This window comes from Rhodopseudomonas sp. P2A-2r, assembly GCF_026015985.1.
In the GTDB taxonomy this organism is placed as follows: domain Bacteria; phylum Pseudomonadota; class Alphaproteobacteria; order Rhizobiales; family Xanthobacteraceae; genus Tardiphaga.
The window spans coordinates 5,592,953-5,610,239 of record NZ_CP110389.1; the positions used below are offsets into that span (position 1 = coordinate 5,592,953).

At 64.4% G+C, this 17,287-nt stretch carries 16 protein-coding genes and 1 pseudogene; 8 read left to right on the plus strand and 9 right to left on the minus strand.

Features of this window, described 5'->3' with window-relative positions:
- Positions 1 to 9: 9 nt before the first annotated feature.
- The 3 genes from ONR75_RS27030 to ONR75_RS27040 all read right to left on the minus strand — a co-directional run bounded on the left by ONR75_RS27030 (position 10) and on the right by ONR75_RS27040 (position 3,311).
- Positions 10 to 1,218: an efflux RND transporter periplasmic adaptor subunit gene (locus tag ONR75_RS27030; protein WP_265079960.1), complete on the minus strand. Its 1,209-nt coding sequence runs from the start codon at positions 1,216 to 1,218 to the stop codon at positions 10 to 12.
- Between the two features lie 180 nt (positions 1,219 to 1,398).
- Positions 1,399 to 2,487: an SAM-dependent methyltransferase gene (locus ONR75_RS27035; RefSeq protein WP_265079961.1), complete on the minus strand. Its 1,089-nt coding sequence runs from the start codon at positions 2,485 to 2,487 to the stop codon at positions 1,399 to 1,401.
- Positions 2,487 to 3,311, minus strand: coding sequence for a DUF1295 domain-containing protein (locus ONR75_RS27040; RefSeq protein ID WP_265079962.1), 825 nt, complete (start codon positions 3,309 to 3,311; stop codon positions 2,487 to 2,489). The genes ONR75_RS27035 and ONR75_RS27040 overlap by 1 nt, the downstream gene beginning before the upstream one ends.
- 177 nt (positions 3,312 to 3,488) lie before the next feature.
- On the opposite strand from ONR75_RS27040, the gene ONR75_RS27045 reads away from it, so the two are divergent.
- The 4 genes from ONR75_RS27045 (at position 3,489) to ONR75_RS27065 (ending at position 6,702) form a co-directional block, all read left to right on the plus strand.
- Positions 3,489 to 4,487, plus strand: coding sequence for a flagellar motor protein MotA (locus ONR75_RS27045; RefSeq protein WP_265079963.1), 999 nt, complete (start codon positions 3,489 to 3,491; stop codon positions 4,485 to 4,487).
- Positions 4,488 to 4,653: 166 nt separating this feature from the next.
- Complete coding sequence (locus tag ONR75_RS27050) at positions 4,654 to 5,685, plus strand: peptidoglycan -binding protein (RefSeq protein ID WP_265079964.1); 1,032 nt, start codon at positions 4,654 to 4,656, stop codon at positions 5,683 to 5,685.
- Positions 5,682 to 6,128 carry a GNAT family N-acetyltransferase gene (locus ONR75_RS27055; protein WP_265079965.1) on the plus strand — a complete coding sequence of 149 codons (447 nt, stop codon included), beginning with the start codon at positions 5,682 to 5,684 and terminating at the stop codon, positions 6,126 to 6,128. The genes ONR75_RS27050 and ONR75_RS27055 overlap by 4 nt, the downstream gene beginning before the upstream one ends.
- Positions 6,129 to 6,408: 280 nt before the next feature.
- On the plus strand, positions 6,409 to 6,702 hold the full coding sequence (locus tag ONR75_RS27065) for a type II toxin-antitoxin system RelE/ParE family toxin (RefSeq protein ID WP_265079966.1): 294 nt from the start codon (positions 6,409 to 6,411) through the stop codon (positions 6,700 to 6,702).
- A 1-nt stretch (position 6,703) separates the two neighbouring features.
- Here the strand turns inward: ONR75_RS27065 and ONR75_RS27070 are convergent, their stop codons facing one another.
- Entirely contained in the window at positions 6,704 to 8,563 is a 1,860-nt protein-coding gene (locus ONR75_RS27070) for an ABC transporter ATP-binding protein/permease (RefSeq protein ID WP_265079967.1), read from the minus strand.
- A 160-nt stretch (positions 8,564 to 8,723) separates the two neighbouring features.
- On the opposite strand from ONR75_RS27070, the gene rpmE reads away from it, so the two are divergent.
- A complete protein-coding gene (gene rpmE, locus ONR75_RS27075) occupies positions 8,724 to 8,966 on the plus strand; it encodes a 50S ribosomal protein L31 (RefSeq protein WP_265079968.1) in 243 nt (80 codons plus the stop codon).
- A gap of 116 nt (positions 8,967 to 9,082) precedes the next feature.
- Here rpmE and ONR75_RS27080 read toward each other — a convergent pair whose 3' ends face one another.
- The 4 genes from ONR75_RS27080 to ONR75_RS27095 form a co-directional block, all read right to left on the minus strand.
- Complete coding sequence (locus ONR75_RS27080; protein WP_265079969.1) at positions 9,083 to 10,165, minus strand: acyltransferase family protein; 1,083 nt, start codon at positions 10,163 to 10,165, stop codon at positions 9,083 to 9,085.
- 113 nt (positions 10,166 to 10,278) lie between these two features.
- Positions 10,279 to 10,791 carry a DUF1465 family protein gene (locus ONR75_RS27085; protein WP_265083816.1) on the minus strand — a complete coding sequence of 171 codons (513 nt, stop codon included), beginning with the start codon at positions 10,789 to 10,791 and terminating at the stop codon, positions 10,279 to 10,281.
- 359 nt (positions 10,792 to 11,150) lie between these two features.
- Entirely contained in the window at positions 11,151 to 11,282 is a 132-nt protein-coding gene (locus tag ONR75_RS27090) for a hypothetical protein (RefSeq protein ID WP_265079970.1), read from the minus strand.
- Positions 11,283 to 11,308: 26 nt separating this feature from the next.
- Positions 11,309 to 11,500 carry a DUF1192 domain-containing protein gene (locus ONR75_RS27095; RefSeq protein ID WP_265079971.1) on the minus strand — a complete coding sequence of 64 codons (192 nt, stop codon included), beginning with the start codon at positions 11,498 to 11,500 and terminating at the stop codon, positions 11,309 to 11,311.
- Positions 11,501 to 11,600: 100 nt separating this feature from the next.
- Here ONR75_RS27095 and ONR75_RS27100 point away from each other — a divergent pair, with 100 nt between their 5' ends.
- Positions 11,601 to 12,599, plus strand: a complete 999-nt coding sequence (locus ONR75_RS27100; protein WP_265079972.1) for an NAD(P)H-quinone oxidoreductase — start codon at positions 11,601 to 11,603, stop codon at positions 12,597 to 12,599.
- Positions 12,600 to 12,720: 121 nt separating this feature from the next.
- Positions 12,721 to 15,600, plus strand: coding sequence for a sensor domain-containing phosphodiesterase (locus ONR75_RS27105; RefSeq protein WP_265079973.1), 2,880 nt, complete (start codon positions 12,721 to 12,723; stop codon positions 15,598 to 15,600).
- A 66-nt stretch (positions 15,601 to 15,666) separates the two neighbouring features.
- On the opposite strand, the gene ONR75_RS27110 is transcribed toward ONR75_RS27105, so the two are convergent.
- Positions 15,667 to 16,305, minus strand: a complete 639-nt coding sequence (locus ONR75_RS27110) for a YqgE/AlgH family protein (RefSeq protein ID WP_265079974.1) — start codon at positions 16,303 to 16,305, stop codon at positions 15,667 to 15,669.
- 136 nt (positions 16,306 to 16,441) lie between these two features.
- Here ONR75_RS27110 and ONR75_RS27115 point away from each other — a divergent pair.
- Positions 16,442 to 17,275: pseudogene (locus ONR75_RS27115) on the plus strand (protein-disulfide reductase DsbD domain-containing protein).
- Positions 17,276 to 17,287: the final 12 nt, after the last annotated feature.

Sequence of the window (17,287 nt, forward strand, 5' to 3'; positions counted from 1 at the left end):
TGTCAGATCTCAGGGTTTCGCTTGGATCGTCTGCTGCTCGCCGGCAGCAGCGTCGTGCGCGGCTTCCGCCACCGGCCACAGCTGCGCATTCACCTTGTCGCCCGGTGCGAATTTCTGGAAGCCTTCGACCACCACGCGCTCGCCACCCTTCAGACCCTCGGTCACGAACCACTGGCCGTCCTGGATCGCGCCCATGCGCACGACCTGCGTCGCGACATGACCATCGTCCTTGACCACGAACACTTCGCTGCCGCCGCCGCCGTTGCGCTGCACCGCCTGCTGCGGCACCGCGATGGAATCGGTGTCGATGCCCTGCTCGATTTGAACGCGGACATACATGCCCGGCAGCAATTCGCGCTTCGGATTGGGGAACTGGCCGCGCAACGTCACCTGGCCAGTGAAGGCATCGACCTTGGCTTCGGAGAACAGCAGTTTGCCGGGCAGCGGATAGACTTGGCCATCGTCGAGCACCAGGCGCACGCGTGCGGCGTCATCGGCGATCTGGTCGAGGTCGCCGCTCTCGAAGGCGCGGCGCAGGGAGTTCATCTCGCTGACCGACTGGGTGAAGTCGGCGTAGATCGGATCGAGCTGCTGAATGGTTGCCAGATTGGTGTTTTCGTTCTGCACCACCAGCGCGCCCTCGCTGACCAGCGCGGCGCCGATGATGCCGCTGATCGGCGCGCGGATGGTGGCGTAGTCGAGGTTGAGCTTGGCGCGCGCGACGTCGGCCTTGCGGCCGGCGATCTCGGCCTCTGCCTGACGCATGGCGCCGATGGCCTTCTCGTTCTCGGCTTCGGAAACAGCCTTCTGACCGGCAAGGGTGGCAATGCGACGCGCGTGCTGCGCGGCAAGATCATAGGCCGCGTCCGCCTTGGCGAGCGCCGCATCGCTGGCCTGCAGCTCGACCTGGAACGGCTTCGGATCGATCCGGTACAGCGGCTCGCCGGCCATCACCACGCTGCCTTGATGGAACATACGTTCCACGACGATGCCGGAGACACGCGGACGGACATCGGCAACCCGGGTCGGGGCGATTCGGCCTGGCAACTCGCGCACCAGCGAACGGGCTTGCGGCTTGACCGAGACGACACTCACTTCAGGCTCGGACGGCTGAGTTGCCGCGACGGCCTGTTTCGGCTCATTGCATCCCGCCAGCAGCGGCGCGAGACCGGCCAGCAACAGCGCCAGGCCTGCGGAGCGTGCGTTGAATGTCGTCATGGTAGCTATCGTTCCTGCTCTGGTGTTCGAAGCGCTCGTCAGCTTGGACATGCATCGACGGAGCCGCCGGACCGATGCCCGTCGCGACTTTTCCGGATATTTCGAACCTGTTGATAAGTGACGATAAATCAGATGCGCTGCAGCGCAATACATTTCGCGGCGGCGCAATGCCACATGCGCTTATCGCGTTGTAACTGCAGCGAGTTCCGTCCCCTCACGCAATTGTGTGGTGGTTGGATTCCGGCCCGCCGCCGCCATCCGGTAATGGCTGACGCCCCATTCGCTGCCGGCGCCGTAACCGAACAGGCCGGCGGTGGCGAGAAGGAACCAGCGCCAGCGTCGCATCCACAGGCCGGTCGCGCGGCCATAGACCGGGCGGAGTATCGCCTCGATGTCGCGGCGGTTGCGGTCGAAGTTGGCCAGCCAGTCGAGCGCCGTGCGCTGGTAGTGCACGCCACTCCAACGCCACTCCTTCTCGACATCGAACAGGTCTTCGTATTGCCGGATCAAATGATGGCTCGGCATCACGCCGCCGGTGAAGAAATGCTGCGCGATCCAGTCCTCCTTGTCGGCGCGATCGAACAGATAGGTGCCGGAGCGATGGGTGAAGATGTGCATGAAGAAACGGCCGTCGGGAGCGAGCCACGAACGCACCCGCGTCATCAGCTCGCGCCAGTTAATCATGTGCTCGAACATCTCGACCGAGACGATGCGGTCGAATTGTTGCGACGGCGCGAAGAAGTTCATGTCGTGGGTGATGACGCGCAGGTTCGTCAGGCCACGCGATGTCGCCTGAGCCTCGATATAGAGGCGCTGCGAGCTGGAGTTGGACACGGCCGTGATCTGCGAGTTGGGAAATTGCCGCGCCATCGACAGCGACAGCGAGCCCCAGCCGCAGCCGAGTTCGAGGATCGACTGGCCATCGGCGAGGTCGGCATGTTCGATGGTCTGCCGCAGCGCCTCTTCCTCGGCCTCCTGCAGCGTCGATTCCGGCTCCTTGTAGAAGCACGACGAGTATTTGCGGTTCGGCCCCAGAACCAGCGCGAAGAACGCCGCCGGGACCTCGTAGTGCTGGGCATTGGCAGCGTCGGTGTGTTCGGCGATGCTGCGCGCCGCCATCTCGCCGGCAAAGGCGGCATCGCTGACGGCGTCCCCGGACGCCAGCCGCGTCGCTGTTCGCGAACAGAGTTGCTGGATGCCGGCCCGGATAAGCGCATCCGGCAGCGGTACCCGCTCCGCGGTGCCGATGATGCGGGATACGACGCTCATCAGGCCGCTCCCTGAACGTCAGACAGTTTTCTCGGCGGCAGCGGGAAGAACGCGCTGGTGCGCGCCTGATAGTCCCGGTAGGCGTCGCCGCGCGATATGATCATCTGATCCTCCAGCGGCGGCACGCCCGTGACATAACGCAGGATCCAGAACATGAACAGCGGCGCCAGCAGCGTCGCGAGGCCCCACGGATAGTCGAACGACAAGGCGATCACGGGATAAGCCAGCCAGCCGAACCATTCAAAGAAGTAGTTCGGATGCCGCGACCAGCGCCACAGACCGACATCGCAGACCTTCCCCTTGTTGGCGGGATCGCCGCGGAAGGATTTCAGCTGGGCGTCGGCCACGGCCTCGCCGGCGATGCCGGCGAACAGCACCAGCGCGCCGAGATAATCCTGCATCCGCAACGCAGGGTCGGGAAACCGCGCCGCCAGGAAGATCGCGAACACCAGCGGAATCGACCCGAAGCCCTGGTTCTGCAGGAAGACGAACATTTTGCGTGGCGCGTCGACGCCCCAATCCCTGGCGAAGGCGGCATAGCGCGGATCGTCGGTGATCCCCTTGGTGCGCTGCGCAATATGGCTGCCGAGCCGCACCGACCAGATCGCCACCAAAGCGGCGACGAGCCATTGTCGGGCGTTGGGCGCGGCGCCGGCCACCGGCCACAGCGCGCTGCCCGCGCCAACCAGGCCGACCGAGAACGTCCAGATCGTATCGACCCAGCCGGAATTGCCCGTGCGCTGCTGCACGACCCAGGCAATCGCCATCAGCACCGACAGCGATACAGCAATGGCGGCGAGCGCTTCGAGGTACAGGACCGTCATGAGAATTCCGCTAAATGGCTGAGCCGGGACGTGTTTTACAACTACGCCTCAATTCAAGCCGGGTTTCACGGCTAAGTTCCATCAGCCGCTCAATTCCCGTGGATACGTTCTTTTCTTGTCGCCGGGCTGTGCCATATTGCGCACGACAACTTCCCTCGCACCCAGATGAATGCACCCATGGCGCCAGGCTCCTCTTCCCGCTCCGCGATGGAGATCGAACTGACAAAGCTGTCGTCGCCACGGATCTTCCTGGTGCGGATGCTGGTGTTCCTCGTGCTGTGCGGGCTGGTGATGACCGTGCTCTACAAGCAGATCGTCACCGCCTTCTTCGCCAATCCCGGCCTCAACGCCCTGATCGGCGCGGTGCTGTTCATCGGCATCATCCTCGCGTTCCGGCAGGTGATCCGGCTCTATCCCGAGGTGTCCTGGGTCAACAATTTCCGCATCTCCGATCCCGGCCTGGCGCTGGACAAGCGCCCGACCCTGCTGGCGCCGATGGCGGCGATTCTCGGCGGCGAGCGCACCGGGCGGATGCGGATCACGCAGCAGACCATGCGGCATCTGCTGGATTCCATCGCCACCCGCCTGGATGAGGCCCGCGACATCTCGCGCTACATGACCGGCCTGCTGGTGTTCCTCGGTCTGCTTGGCACCTTCTGGGGCCTCATCGAGACGGTGGGCTCGATCGGCACGGTCATCGACGGGCTCAAGGTCGGCGGCGATGCCGGCTCGCTGTTCGAAAACCTCAAGGACGGCCTGAAGTCCCCGCTTGCCGGCATGGGCATTTCGTTCTCGTCGTCCCTGTTCGGTCTGGCGGGGTCGCTGATCCTCGGCTTCCTCGACCTGCAGTCGTCCGGCGCGCAGAACCGCTTCTACACCGATCTGGAAGACTGGCTGGCCTCCACGGTGCGGGAATATTCCGGTGACAGCGCCGCCGGCGCCTCGGGCGAATTGCAGCATGCCATGGAGCGGCTGCGGGTCACCATGGAGGAAGGCGGCAACAACCGCGGCACCACCACCGCCATGGCCAACCTCGCCGACGCCATCCAGAGCCTGGTGGCGCATATGCGCTCCGAACAGGAAATGATCCGCGAGTGGGCCGACGGCCAGGGCGAACAGAACCGCGAGATCAAGAAACTGCTCGAGCATATCGCCCGCCAGCCGGAAAAGAATTGATGACTCTCGTTCCCCGGACGCGATGCAGCGCGCCGCACTTGCGGCGTGATGCTTCGCAGATCCGGGGCCCCGGTGATTGCACCAACCGGGATCCCGGCTCTGCGCAGCAGCGTGAAGAACGCTGCAGCGCGTCCGGGAAACATGCCCGCATCCAGGAGAACATCTGATGGCTCTCGCACGCGGACGGCGCGGTTCTTCCGAATTCAACTACTGGCCCGGCTTCGTCGACGCGCTGTCGACGCTGGTGCTGGCGGTGGTGTTCCTGCTGACGGTTTTTCTCGTGGTGCAGTTTGTGCTGTCGCAGGAGGTCACCGGCAAGGACAAGGCGCTGGAGCAGCTCAACGCCAAGCTGGCGCAGCTCAACGACCTCCTGTCGCTGGAAAAGCTCGGCAAACTCAATCTCGACGACCAGTTGTCGCAGATGCGCGCCGGCCTCGCCTCGGCGGAAGCCGAGCGCGACCGCGTGAAGGGACTCTACGACGGCCTCGCCGGTGCCGGCTCCGATGCTGCAGGCCGCGCCACCGAACTCAACAAGGCGCTGGATTCCGAAAAGCAGCTGTCGTCGCGCGCGCTGGCGCAGGTCGAGGTGCTGAACCAGCAGATCGCGGCGCTGCGCCGCCAGCTCGCCGCCCTTGAGGAAGCGCTCGACGCCTCCGAGAAGCGCGACAAGGAATCCAACAGCCGGATCGCCGATCTCGGCCAGCGCCTCAACGTCGCACTGGCGCAGCGCGTACAGGAGCTGTCGCGCTACCGCTCGGAGTTCTTCGGGCGCCTGCGCGCCATTCTCGGCAACCGGCCGGACATCCGCATCGTCGGCGACCGCTTCGTGTTCCAGTCGGAAGTGTTCTTCGACACCGGGCAGGCGCTGCTGCTGCCTGAAGGCAAGGCCGAGCTCGACAAGGTCGCCAGCGCGCTGACCGAGCTCGACAAGCAGATCCCGCCCGAGATCGCCTGGGTGATGCGGGTCGACGGCCACACCGATTCGCGGCCCATCCTCAACAGTCCGCTGTTCAAGTCGAACTGGGAGCTGTCGAGCGCACGCGCCATCTCGGTGGTGCAGTATCTGATCTCGCTCGGCGTCCCGGCCCAGCGGCTGGTTGCCGCCGGCTTTGCCGAATTCCAACCGCTCGACGTCGGCACCACCGAGGACGCCTACAAGCGCAACCGCCGTATCGAACTGAAGCTGACGGAACGGTGACACACTCGTTTGAACTGCGGCCCTACTGCCTTGCCGACGAAGACGCCTCCATCGCGCTATGGCTGGAGACCTGGCGGCAGGCCTATCCATTGATCGACTTCGACAGGCGCGTTGACTGGTGGCGGGAACGCTGGCGCAGCGAATTGGTGCCGGTGGCGCAGATTGTCGTCGCCGAGCAGGACAATGCGCTGATCGGCTTCGTCACCATCGACGGCACCGGGTATCTCGATCAGTTGGTGGTGAGCCCCGCGCATTGGGGCACGGACGTCAGCCGGGCGCTGGTGGACGAGGCCAAGCGGCTGTCGCCAGATGGCGTGACCCTGAAGGTCAATGCCGACAATTCTCGCGCGATCCGATTTTACGAGCGCAATGGATTCGTCCGGACCGGAGAGGAAGTGAACTCGTCGGGGCGCGCGGTGCTGCTGATGGCGTGGGCACCCTAAATCGTCGTCGACGGCAAGTACTTCACCACTGACGGAAAATGAGATAGCCTCCGACCCATGACTCGTCTCCTGGATCAGGCCCTTGAAGCCGCGCGCGGCCTTTCGTCAGAGGCACAGGACGATATCGCGCGCATTGTGCTGCAGCTCGCAGGGAGCGAGACTCCTCGTGTGACGCTCTCCCCGAGGAACTCGCTGCCATTGCTGCTTCGAAAGCCGCCGCGGCACGCGGTGAATTCGCGACGGACGAGCAAGTCCGCGCCGCCTGGGCCAAACACGGGCTGTGAAGCTCCGCTTCACCATCCCGGCACTCGCCGATCTTCATTCAATTCTCGATGACATCGCTGCCCGGTCGCCTCTTGGCGCGAAGCGGGTTCAGGGACGTGTTCAGAAAGTCATCGCGCTTCTGGTCACCCACCCTCACATCGGAGTGCGTACCGACGACCCTGCAATTCGCCGGCTGACCACAACGCCCTATCCCTATCTGGTCTTCTACGAGGCCACCGACACCGAGATCGTTGTCCACGCCATACGGCACGCGGCCCGTGATCCGTCAGGAATGCCTGGCTCGCTTTAGATCACACCCCGAACTGCAGCCTTGCCAGCCGGGCATAAAGCCCGCCGGCAGCGACCAGCGAGGCGTGGGTGCCCTGCTCGACGATGCGGCCGTGCTCCATCACCAGGATGCGGTCGCAGGACAGAACGGTGGCGAGGCGATGCGCGATCACCAGCGTGGTGCGGTGTCTCATCAGTTCTTCCAGCGCGGTCTGCACCAGCGTCTCGGATTCGGCATCGAGCGCCGAGGTCGCCTCGTCGAGCAACAGCAACGGCGCATCGCGCAGGATGGCGCGGGCAATGGCGATGCGCTGGCGCTGGCCGCCGGACAGGGTGACGCCGCGCTCGCCGAGCTGCGCTTCGAAGCCGTCCGGCAGGCGGCGAATGAACTCGGTGGCATGCGCCAGGCTGGCGGCATGCTCGACCTCGGCGTCGGTGGCATCGGGGCGACCGAAGCGGATATTCTCGCGCGCGGTGGCGGCGAAAATCACCGAATCCTGCGGCACCAGCGCGATACGCTTGCGCAGCTCGCGCGGATCGGTGTCGCGGATCGGCGTGCCGTCGAACGAGATCGTGCCGCTCTTCGGATCGTAAAACCGCAGCAGCAGATGAAACAGCGTGCTCTTGCCGGCGCCCGATGGACCGACGATGGCGACCTTCTCGCCGGATTTCACCGCCAGCGACACGCCATCCACCGACATGATGTCGGGACGTGTCGGATAGGCGAACACCACCTTGTCGAAGGTCACGTCGCCGCGGGCGGGCTTCGGCAGCGCGCGCGGCACGGGAGGCGCCTGAATGGCAGACTTGACGTTGAGGATTTCGAACAGCCGCTCGGATGCGCCGGATGCTGCCGAGACCTCGCCCCAGACTTCGCTGAGCTGCCCGAGGCTCGAGGCGGCAAATGCCGCATAGAGCACGAACTGCCCGAGCCGGCCCGCCGTCAGGGCGCCCGACAGCACGTCATGCGAGCCGACCCAGAGGATGCCGACGACGCTGGAAAACACGATGAAGATGATGATGGCGGTCAACACCGCGCGGGCGCGGGTCGAGCTGCGCGCGGCCTCATAGGCCTGCTCGACCTCGCCGCCGAACCGGGCATTGGCAAGGTTTTCGTTGGTATAGGCCTGCACGGTGCGGATCGCGCCCACCAGTTCGCCGGCATAGGCAGAAGCCTCGCCCAGCGTGTCCTGCGCCGTCCGCGACAGCCGGCGCACCCAGCGCCCGAACGCCACCAGCGGAATCACGATCAGCGGAATCGCCGCCAGCACGAAGCCGGACAGCTTCGGGCTCGAGATCACCATCATGGCGGAGGCGCCGAGGAACATGATGATGTTGCGCAACGCGATCGACACCGAAGCACCGACGGCGGCCTTGATCTGCGTGGTATCGGCGGTCAGCCGCGACACCAGTTCGCCGGACCGGGCCGAATCGAAGAACGACGGCGACAGCGCGGTGAGGTGCGCGAACACGTCGCGGCGCAGATCGGCAACGATGCGCTCGCCGATGGTCATCACCAGATAGTAGCGGGCGGCACTGGCCAGCGCGAGCACCGCGACCACGGCGATCATGACGCTGAAATAGCTGTTGATGAGTGCGAAGCCTTCGGGGCTGAAGCCGAAGTCGATCATGCGGCGCGCCGCCACCGGCACCACCAGCGTGGTCAGCGCCGCAATCGTCAGGGACACCAGCGCCAGCAGCGCCCGCCCGCGGTAGCGCGCCACATAGGGCGCCAGCGCCAGCAGCGGGCGCAGCCTGGCCCGACTGGGCGCCGGCGCGTCAGCGACGACCTCAACCAGTGACGGCTCCGGAGGCACAGCAGCGGGCTGCGGAAGCGGCGATTTCTCGCCGGCTGGGATTTCAAGCCGTTCGACTGCACTCATCAGATCTGACCATCCTCATCGCCAGCCTCAAATAGGCCTGCATGACGTTCGACGCAAATGACCGGCGTCCTTGTCTCACCGGCATTCCTGCGATATAGAGCAGCCAAATTCGCCCCCGAAATCATCGTGATTCAGGCGTCAGCGCGCCGAAGGATATGCTATGAAAGCCGAAATTCACCCGGAATATCATATGATTACGGTCGTTATGACCGACGGGACCGAGTACCAGACCCGCTCCACTTGGGGCAAGGAAGGCGACAAGCTGAACCTCGACATCGACTGCAAGACCCATCCGGCCTGGACCGGCGGTTCCGCCCAGTTGCTCGATCGCGGCGGTCGCGTGTCGCGCTTCCAGAAGAAGTTCTCGGGCTTCCTCAAGAAGGACGAGGCCGCTTCGGCCTGATCCTTCGGATCTCCCAGTTGCAAAACGCCCCGCTCTGCGGGGCGTTTTTCTTTGTGCCGTCCACAAGATCGAGCGGTATTCCGATGTGGCATCACGCCACAGCAGCGGACGGGCGATCACGCCGCGGTCGCACCGCTCCTGCGCGGCAACAACGCCCCCGCAATTGTGGCGCGGCCGGGCATCTCGACGAAGCGATAGCTCAGTTCGGCCAGCAGCCAGATTGCGGCGAAGCAGGCAACAGCCGCCGCCACATAGACTCCCTCGCTCTGGCCAAAATGCCGCCAGGTACGCACCGCAAAGCTCACGAACAGCGGATGGATGAGGTAGATCGAATAGGAGATGATGCCGAGGCGGTAGACCAGCGCATTGCCGAACAGCCATTGCGCCATGCGGCCGTCGCGCGACAGCACCGCGACCAGCGGAATGAACAGAAAATACAGCGGCAAGTCGCTGCGGCTGAACATGCCCACCGCGACCATCGCCATGAGAATGCCGATCACCAGCGCGTCCTGCACCGCCATCGACAGCCGGTCGAGGATGTCAGCGAAACGGAAGATCGCCAGTCCCAGCGTGAAGCCGGCCACGGCGCGGACCAACGGATAGAACGAATTGCCGTTGACCACATCGAGCGAGCCGCCGGAGCCCCGGCCGCTGACGCTGACGGCATAGATCGCGACGAAGGCAGCCAGTACGGCGATGCCTGCGGTCGCCGCACTCTTGCGCAATGTGAACGCCATCAGGATCGGCAGCAGCAGATAGGAGCCCATCTCGGCGCTCGCCGCCCAGGCCACGCCGATCACCGGATAGATGTACAGGCCCCATCCGGTCATCATCAGCAGATTGCCGACCCAGTCCCATGCCGAATACATCGACAGATGGTCGCCTGACAGACCGGCCGCCATCTTTGCCACATAGAACAGGCCGATGACGAAATAGGCCGGGTACAGCCGCGCCACGCGCTTCACCATGAAGGTGGAGAATTTGCTGAGCGTGAGGTGAGCAAAGGCGTCCTTGTAGGTCAGCGCCATCACATAGCCGCTGAGCATGAAGAACAGATCGACCAGCAGATAGCCGAACGGAATCCGGAAATACGAGGCGGTGCCGCCGGTGGCGAGCTGAACGTCGCCGAAGTGATAGACCACAATGACCGCGGCGGCGACGCCTCGCACGCCGGTCAGTGCCCTGATATCAGATGCCATGATAGTGCCCCTCATCTAGCGAGGGGATACTTAGCGCACTTTAGCGGTGGTTGGCTGCGCAACAGTTTGGCATTCCCGCCACACCAATCGGCGTGGCGGGAAATGACGGGATCTCAGCGCTCGAACGCCGCCTTCAGACGATTCATCTGCGGCACCAGCGGATTGCCGATCGACGCCTGCTCCGAGACCGGGGCATGAATGGTGCCATCGAGGCGGCGAACCTTGGTCTGCAAGGCCATCGAACGGGCAATCAATTCCTGCAATTGCTGCGGCAGCTTCAACAACATGTCGTCGGGACTGGGATCAGCCGCGCTGAGCTTGACCTTGGTCTTTTCGCGGTTGGCCTGGGAGAGCGTCATCTCGCCCTCCTTGACCGCACGGTGCAGCAGCAGCCAGGACGCGAGCTGCATCAGCCGTGTGGTAAGCCGCATGCTTTCGGTGGCGTAGGTCAGGCTGACCGAACGATCGAGCGCCTTGGCCTCGAGGCGCCCTGCACCGTCCAGATACGCCGCCGTCTCCTCGACCAGGTCCATGCCCTCCCGGAACAGGGTGCCGAACGCCGCTGAGTTGGTCAGCCGCTCGCTGAACTGAACAAGAGCGGTTTCGCTGTGCAAACGATCCGACATAGTTAACGCCTCACGCAAATGAATGTCCGCCGGCCGCAAAACAACCGGCTTTATGATGAACAAATCATTGCGCGCGCCGGACGGAGAGTCCAGCGGCGCGAAAATTAATCACTCGTTATGGTTTCCAGCGCCATGCCGGCACCAACGACGCAAAAAAGAGCCGCCGTTTCCGGCGGCTTTGAAGTTGATAACAGGGAGGCGTCAAACAGAGTGGACAGGAGCCACTCGGTGTCCAAACAAGGACAATTCAAGTAATATCCGGGAAAGCTTAATTGCCCGTAAATGAGCGGGTTTTCTTCACATGTTGTTTGCCATCCCGCATGACGTGTCTCAAAACGGGACTGCGATGTCGGCGCGCATCAAAAGCGATGCGCCCTCGCGAAGCAAAGCTTGCTCCGCTCCACATGTTCGGGATCCAGGTTCGCGGCGACAAAGCCGAACTCCGGACAGGCTGCGCGCACCGTTGCGAACAGCAGCGCGTTGCGCAGCATCCGGGCAAGGGCGCCTTCGCGCTTTCTCAGCTTTTGAAAAAACGATCCGCAGCGTCGCGCGTGGCGCGCTTGAGTTGCATGCTGGATTGCAATCGCTGGATCTCCGCATTGAGCAAAGCGATGCGCTCGGCGAGTTCCTCGACCGACAGCAGGGTCAGGTCCTGGCCGATCTCGTGGCTGACCTTCTTTTTCGGCTTGTCTTCGTCGTCGATCGCCATGGGTACCCCGTCTGCAACGGTCAGTGGGATGGTTGCCAGCCCTTGCGCGGCTGTCTAATCAGGGTCTCTTCGATACCCCCGTTCGCCGCAAGGACAAATCATGGAAAAGCTGCCCGCGCAAATGACCGTCATTGGCATCAGCAAGCCCGGCGGCCCCGAAGTGCTGTTACCCGAGACCCGCCCGGTCCCGATGCCCGGTCCCGGCGAGATCCTGGTCAAGGTCGCCGCCGCCGGGGTCAACCGACCGGACGTGGCGCAGCGCTCCGGCAGCTATCCGCCGCCGCCCGGTGCCTCCGACCTGCCCGGCCTCGAAATCTCCGGCGAGGTGGTGGCTCTCGGCGAAGGCGCCAGCAAGCACAAGATCGGTGACAAGGTGATGTCGCTGGTGGCCGGCGGCGGCTACGCGCAATATTGCATCGCGCCGGACGCCCAGGCCATGACCGTGCCTGACGGGTTCTCGATGATCGAGGCCGGCGCCACCGCCGAAACGCTGATGACGGTGTGGCACAATGTGTTCGAGCGCGGCGGCTTGCAACCCGGCGAGACCGTGCTGATCCATGGCGGCTCCTCCGGCATCGGCACCATGGCGATCCAGCTCGCCAAGGCATTCGGCTCAAAAGTGATCGTCACCGTCGGCTCGCAGGACAAGGCCGACGCCTGCCTCAAGCTCGGCGCCGACCACGCCATCAATTACAAGACCGAGGACTTCGTCGCCCGCGTCAAGGAGATCACCGACGGCAACGGCGTCGAGTTAATCCTCGACATGGTCGGCGGCGACTATGTCGACAAAAATTACGACGCCGCGGCAATGGACGGCCGCATCGTCCAGATCGCGGTGCTGAACGGCATGAAGGCTACAGTCAACATCTCCAAGATCATGCGAAAGCGGCTGCATCATACCGGCTCGACGCTGCGGCCGCGCTCCGCCGCCGACAAGGCGGCCATGGTGCGGGCCATCGAGGCCAATGTGCTGCCGCTGCTGCGCGACGGAAAGGTGAAACCCTTGATGGACAGCACGTTCCCGCTGGAACAGGCCGCCGACGCTCATCGGCGGATGGAATCCAGCCAACATATTGGCAAAATTGTGTTGGTCGTTTAGCCGGGGTAACTGGCGGGAAACCCTTTGATAATCCTCACTTTCATGTCATTTATCGCGTGTCGGAACAGGCCCTGCCCCGCAGGCCGCGTTCCGCTCACGGGTTGAAAGCGGAGTACTGACATTGCGTCTGATCAGGTGGCTTGCGCCCCTCGCGCTGGGCCTCATGATTGCTGTTGCCGCGCAACCGGCACGCGCCATCGATGCGGTCAGTGTCCGCAGCGACGCGCCCGCAATCGACCTCACGGCTATCCTCGAGTATCAGCGCAGCGACACCGATCGCATCCAGGTCTCCACCGCGCCTGGCACCGACGGCATCGTCCGCCGCATCGAGGTCCGCGGCCGCGAAGCCGGCCAGAACTGGGTGGTGTTCGCGCTTGCCAACAACACCGACGACCAACTCGACCGCCTGATCGTCGCGCCGCATTACCGGATCGTCTCGTCCGGGCTGCTATGGCCCGATCTCGGCCTGTCCCGCATCGCCACCATCACGCCGTCCACCGGCGATCGTCCGGAACGGCAGGACTCCGCCACCGCGGACATCTTCCGGGTCACGCTCGACCCCGGCGCGGTGATCACCTTCGTCGCCGAATTGCGCACCGACAAGCTGCCGCAGCTCTATCTGTGGGAGCCGGAAGCCTACAAGGACAAGGTCAACTCCTTCACGCTATACCAGGGCATCGTGATCGGCATTTCCGGCCTGCTGGCGCTGGTGCTGACTATCCTGTTCGTGGTCAAGGGCAGCATCATGTTCCCCGCCGCCGCCGCGCTGGCCTGGGCCGTGCTGGTCTATATCGGCGTCGACTTCGGCTTCTGGGGCAAGGTGCTCGACATGTCCGCCGGCGCCGAGCGCGTGTGGCGCGCTTCGGGCGAAGCGATCCTCGCGGCCACCCTGCTGGTGTTCCTGTTCGCCTATCTCAACCTCAGCCGCTGGCATGTGCGCTACTCGCACATCACGCTGGCGTGGCTGGTCTTCCTCGGCTCGCTGGTGGCGCTGGCGCTGTTCGATCCCGCGGTAGCTTCCGGCATCGCCCGCATCTCGCTGGTGCTGATCGCCTTCGCCGGTTTCGGCCTGATCATCTATCTCTCGACCCATGGCTTCGACCGCGCGGTACTGCTGATCCCGACCTGGTTCCTGCTGGTGGTCTGGGTCGTCGCCGCCGGCATGGCGGTGGCGGGGTCAGTCACCAACGACATCGTCGGCCCGGCCCTGCTCGGCGGCCTGGTGCTTATCGTGATGCTGATCGGCTTCACAGTGATGCAGCATGCCTTCGCCGGCGGCGGCGCCACCAACGGTATCGTCTCCGATGTCGAGCGCCGCGCTCTGGCGCTGACCGGCTCGGGCGACCTGATCTGGGACTGGGACGTCTCCGCCGACAAGGTATTCACCAGCCCCGAGACCGAACATCTGCTCGGGCTGAAACGCGGCACGCTGGAAGGCCCTGCCGCGAAATGGCTCGAAGTGCTGCATCCGCTCGATCAGGACCGGTTCAGGGCCGCGCTCGACAGCGTGCTCGATCAGCGCCGCGGCCGTCTGGTGCAGGATTTCCGGCTGCGCACCCCGGACGGCCATTTCATGTGGTTTGCGCTGAAGGCGCGCCCGGTGGTCGGCTCCGACGGCGAAGTCTCGCGCGTGGTCGGCACGCTGACCGACGTCACCGAAGCCAAGAATGCCGAAGAACGCATGCTGCACGACTCCGTGCACGACAACCTCACCGGACTGCCCAACCGCAAGCTGTTCATCGACCGCCTCAACGCGGTGGCCAATCTCGCCAAGACCATCCCGACATTGCGGCCGACCCTGATGGTGATCGACCTCGACCGCTTCAAGCAGGTCAACGATTCGGTCGGCATCGCGGTCGGCGATTCGATCCTGCTGACGCTGGCGCGCCGCCTGACCCGCATCCTGAAGCCGCAGGACACCCTGGCCCGGCTCGCCGGCGACCAGTTCGGCCTGATCCTGATGTCCGAGCAGGACCCCGCCAAGATCACCGCCTTCGCCGAGACCATTCGCAAGACCATCCGCGCGCCCATCGCCTTCAACGACCGCGAGATCTTCCTGACCGCATCGATCGGCCTCGCGCTTAGCGATCCCGCCGTGCAGCTCACTGATGAGATCATCAAGGACGCCGAGCTGGCGATGTATCACTCCAAGCGCATCGGCGGCGACCGCATCGACGTCTACAAGCCCGCGATGCGCGCCCGCAAGACCGACCGGCTGACGCTGGAGTCCGAACTGCGCCGCGCCATCGAGCGTCAGGAAATCACCATCCTGTACCAGCCGATCGTGCGGCTGGAGGATCGATCCATCGCCGGCTTCGAGGCGCTGGCGCGCTGGGATCATCCCAAGCTCGGCCGCATGTCGCCGGTGGAATTCATCGCCATCGCCGAGGAAATCGGACTGATCATCGACCTCGGCATGTTCGTGATGGACCAGACCGCCAAGCAGCTGGCGATCTGGCAGCGCGCGATGCGCTCGCGCGAGCCGATCTTCGCCAGCGTCAACGTGTCGTCGCGGCAGTTGCTGCGCCACGACCTGCTGCATGACATCCGCACCGTGCTGTCGCGCTCGTCGGTCGCGCGCGGAACGCTCAAGCTGGAGCTGACGGAATCGCTGGTGATGGAAAACCCGGAACACGCGGCGCAAATGCTGCACCGAATCCGCGAGCTCGGCACCGGCCTGTCACTGGACGATTTCGGCACCGGCCACTCATCGCTGAGCTACCTGCAGCGCTTCCCGTTCGACACGCTGAAGATCGACCAGTCCTTCGTCCGCACCACCGCGCGCGGCACCCGCCCGGTGATCCTGAAGTCGATCATCGCCATGGCCCACGATCTCGGCATGGACGTGGTCGCAGAGGGCGTCGAGACCGATTCCGACGCCGTCGAGCTTTACCAGCTCGGTTGCGAATACGCGCAGGGCTTTGCCTTCGGCGAGCCGATGGACGCCGATGCGGCGATGCGGATGTTGACGGAAGAGCAGCGGCTGGAAGCAGCGAGCTGAAGTTGCGTTTGTGCGCCGCCAGGTTGGCGGCGGTGGCCAGACGTTGACAGCACGAAAGCCGTCAGGTCAGGCGTGGCCGGCCTCGTTGGACAGCATGCCGGGATCAATGCCGATCTTGTTGAGGGCGCGGAGGTATTTGGCCTCGACGTCGCCGCCGAAAATCAGATCCTCGTCGGCCGCGCAGTGCAGCCAGCCATTGCCCTGGATCTCGGTCTCGAGCTGCCCGGGCGCCCAGCCGGCATAGCCCAGCGCCAGTATGGCGTGCTTCGGCCCGCCGCCCTTTGCGATGGCCCGCAGGATATCCACCGTCGCGGTGAGGCAGATGCCATCGTCGATCGGCAGCGTGGCGTCCTTGATGAAGAAGTCGCTGGAATGCAGCACGAATCCGCGGCCGGTTTCCACCGGGCCGCCCTTCAGCACCTTCATGGATTCGGCATTTTCCGGCAGCTTGATCTGGTCGGCCTTATCGATGATCTCGAGCTGAACCAGCAGTTCCGGAAAATCGATGCTTCCCGCCGGGCGATTGACGATGATGCCCATGGCACCTTCGGAGGAATGCGCGCAGACGTAGATCACCGAGCGCGCGAACCGTTCGTCTTCCATCACCGGCATGGCGATCAGCAACTGGCCGTCGAGATAACTGCCGGACGAGGTGTTCTCGCTCGTGCTCCGGCTTTTCCTGGTCCGCTTGCGTGTCGGTTCCATCGGCAAAGCGCTCTCGTGTTGGTGCCCATCCTGATATTGGGTGTGTCGTCTGTCAATCAACCTTCGCAGCGCACCTAAAATCGGTATCACAAGCAGTTCAGTGGTTTCAGACGACCGCTCCCTGTAAGAAAACGCTATGAAAACGATGGTTCCCGCCGGTCTCACCGGCCTGTTCGCCGGGCTGCTGGCCCTATCCGCCCCGTCCGGTGCCCACGCGCAGGACGCATCGGCGTGGCAGAAGGACCGCCATTCCAGTATCCAATTGCTGGCGGGCTCGCGCAGCGGCGGCACGGTCTTGGGCGGCGTGGCGTTCCAGCTCGATCCCGGATGGCATACCTACTGGCGCGATCCTGGCGACTCCGGTGTGCCGCCGCGCTTCGACTTCTCCAAATCCGACAATGTGGCATCGGTCACCGCACTGTGGCCTGCGCCGCAGCGGTTCGACGATGGTGCCGGCGGGCAGTCGATCGGCTATCGGACGGGGGTCCTGATGCCGCTGCGAGATCGTGGCGAAGCATTCCGACAAGCCGCTGACGCTGCGCGCCACCATCAACTATGCGGTCTGTGAAAAGCTCTGCGTACCGGTGGAGGCCAGCGCCGAGCTCGCCTTCAATAGCCCCGCCAGCACCTCGGACAGCGCGCTCCACGCCGCTCTCGCGACGGTACCGAAGCCCGCCAAGGTCGGCGACGACAATCCGCTGACCATCCGGAGCGTCAAGCGCGAGGACAAGACCGTGCTGGTCGACGTGACCGCTCCGGAGACCGGCGAGGTAAGCCTGCTGGCCGAAGGCCCGACCTCGGACTGGGCGCTGCCGGCACCGAAGCAGGTCAGCTCAGGCCCTGCCGGGGCGCGCCGCTTCGCGTTCGACCTGACTGGCCTGCCGCCCGGCGCGACTGCCGAGGGGCAGCCCTGAAGCTCACTTTGCTGGGCGCGGACCAGGCGTACGAATTCGACGTCAAACTGCCGTAGGCCCCGTAGCGG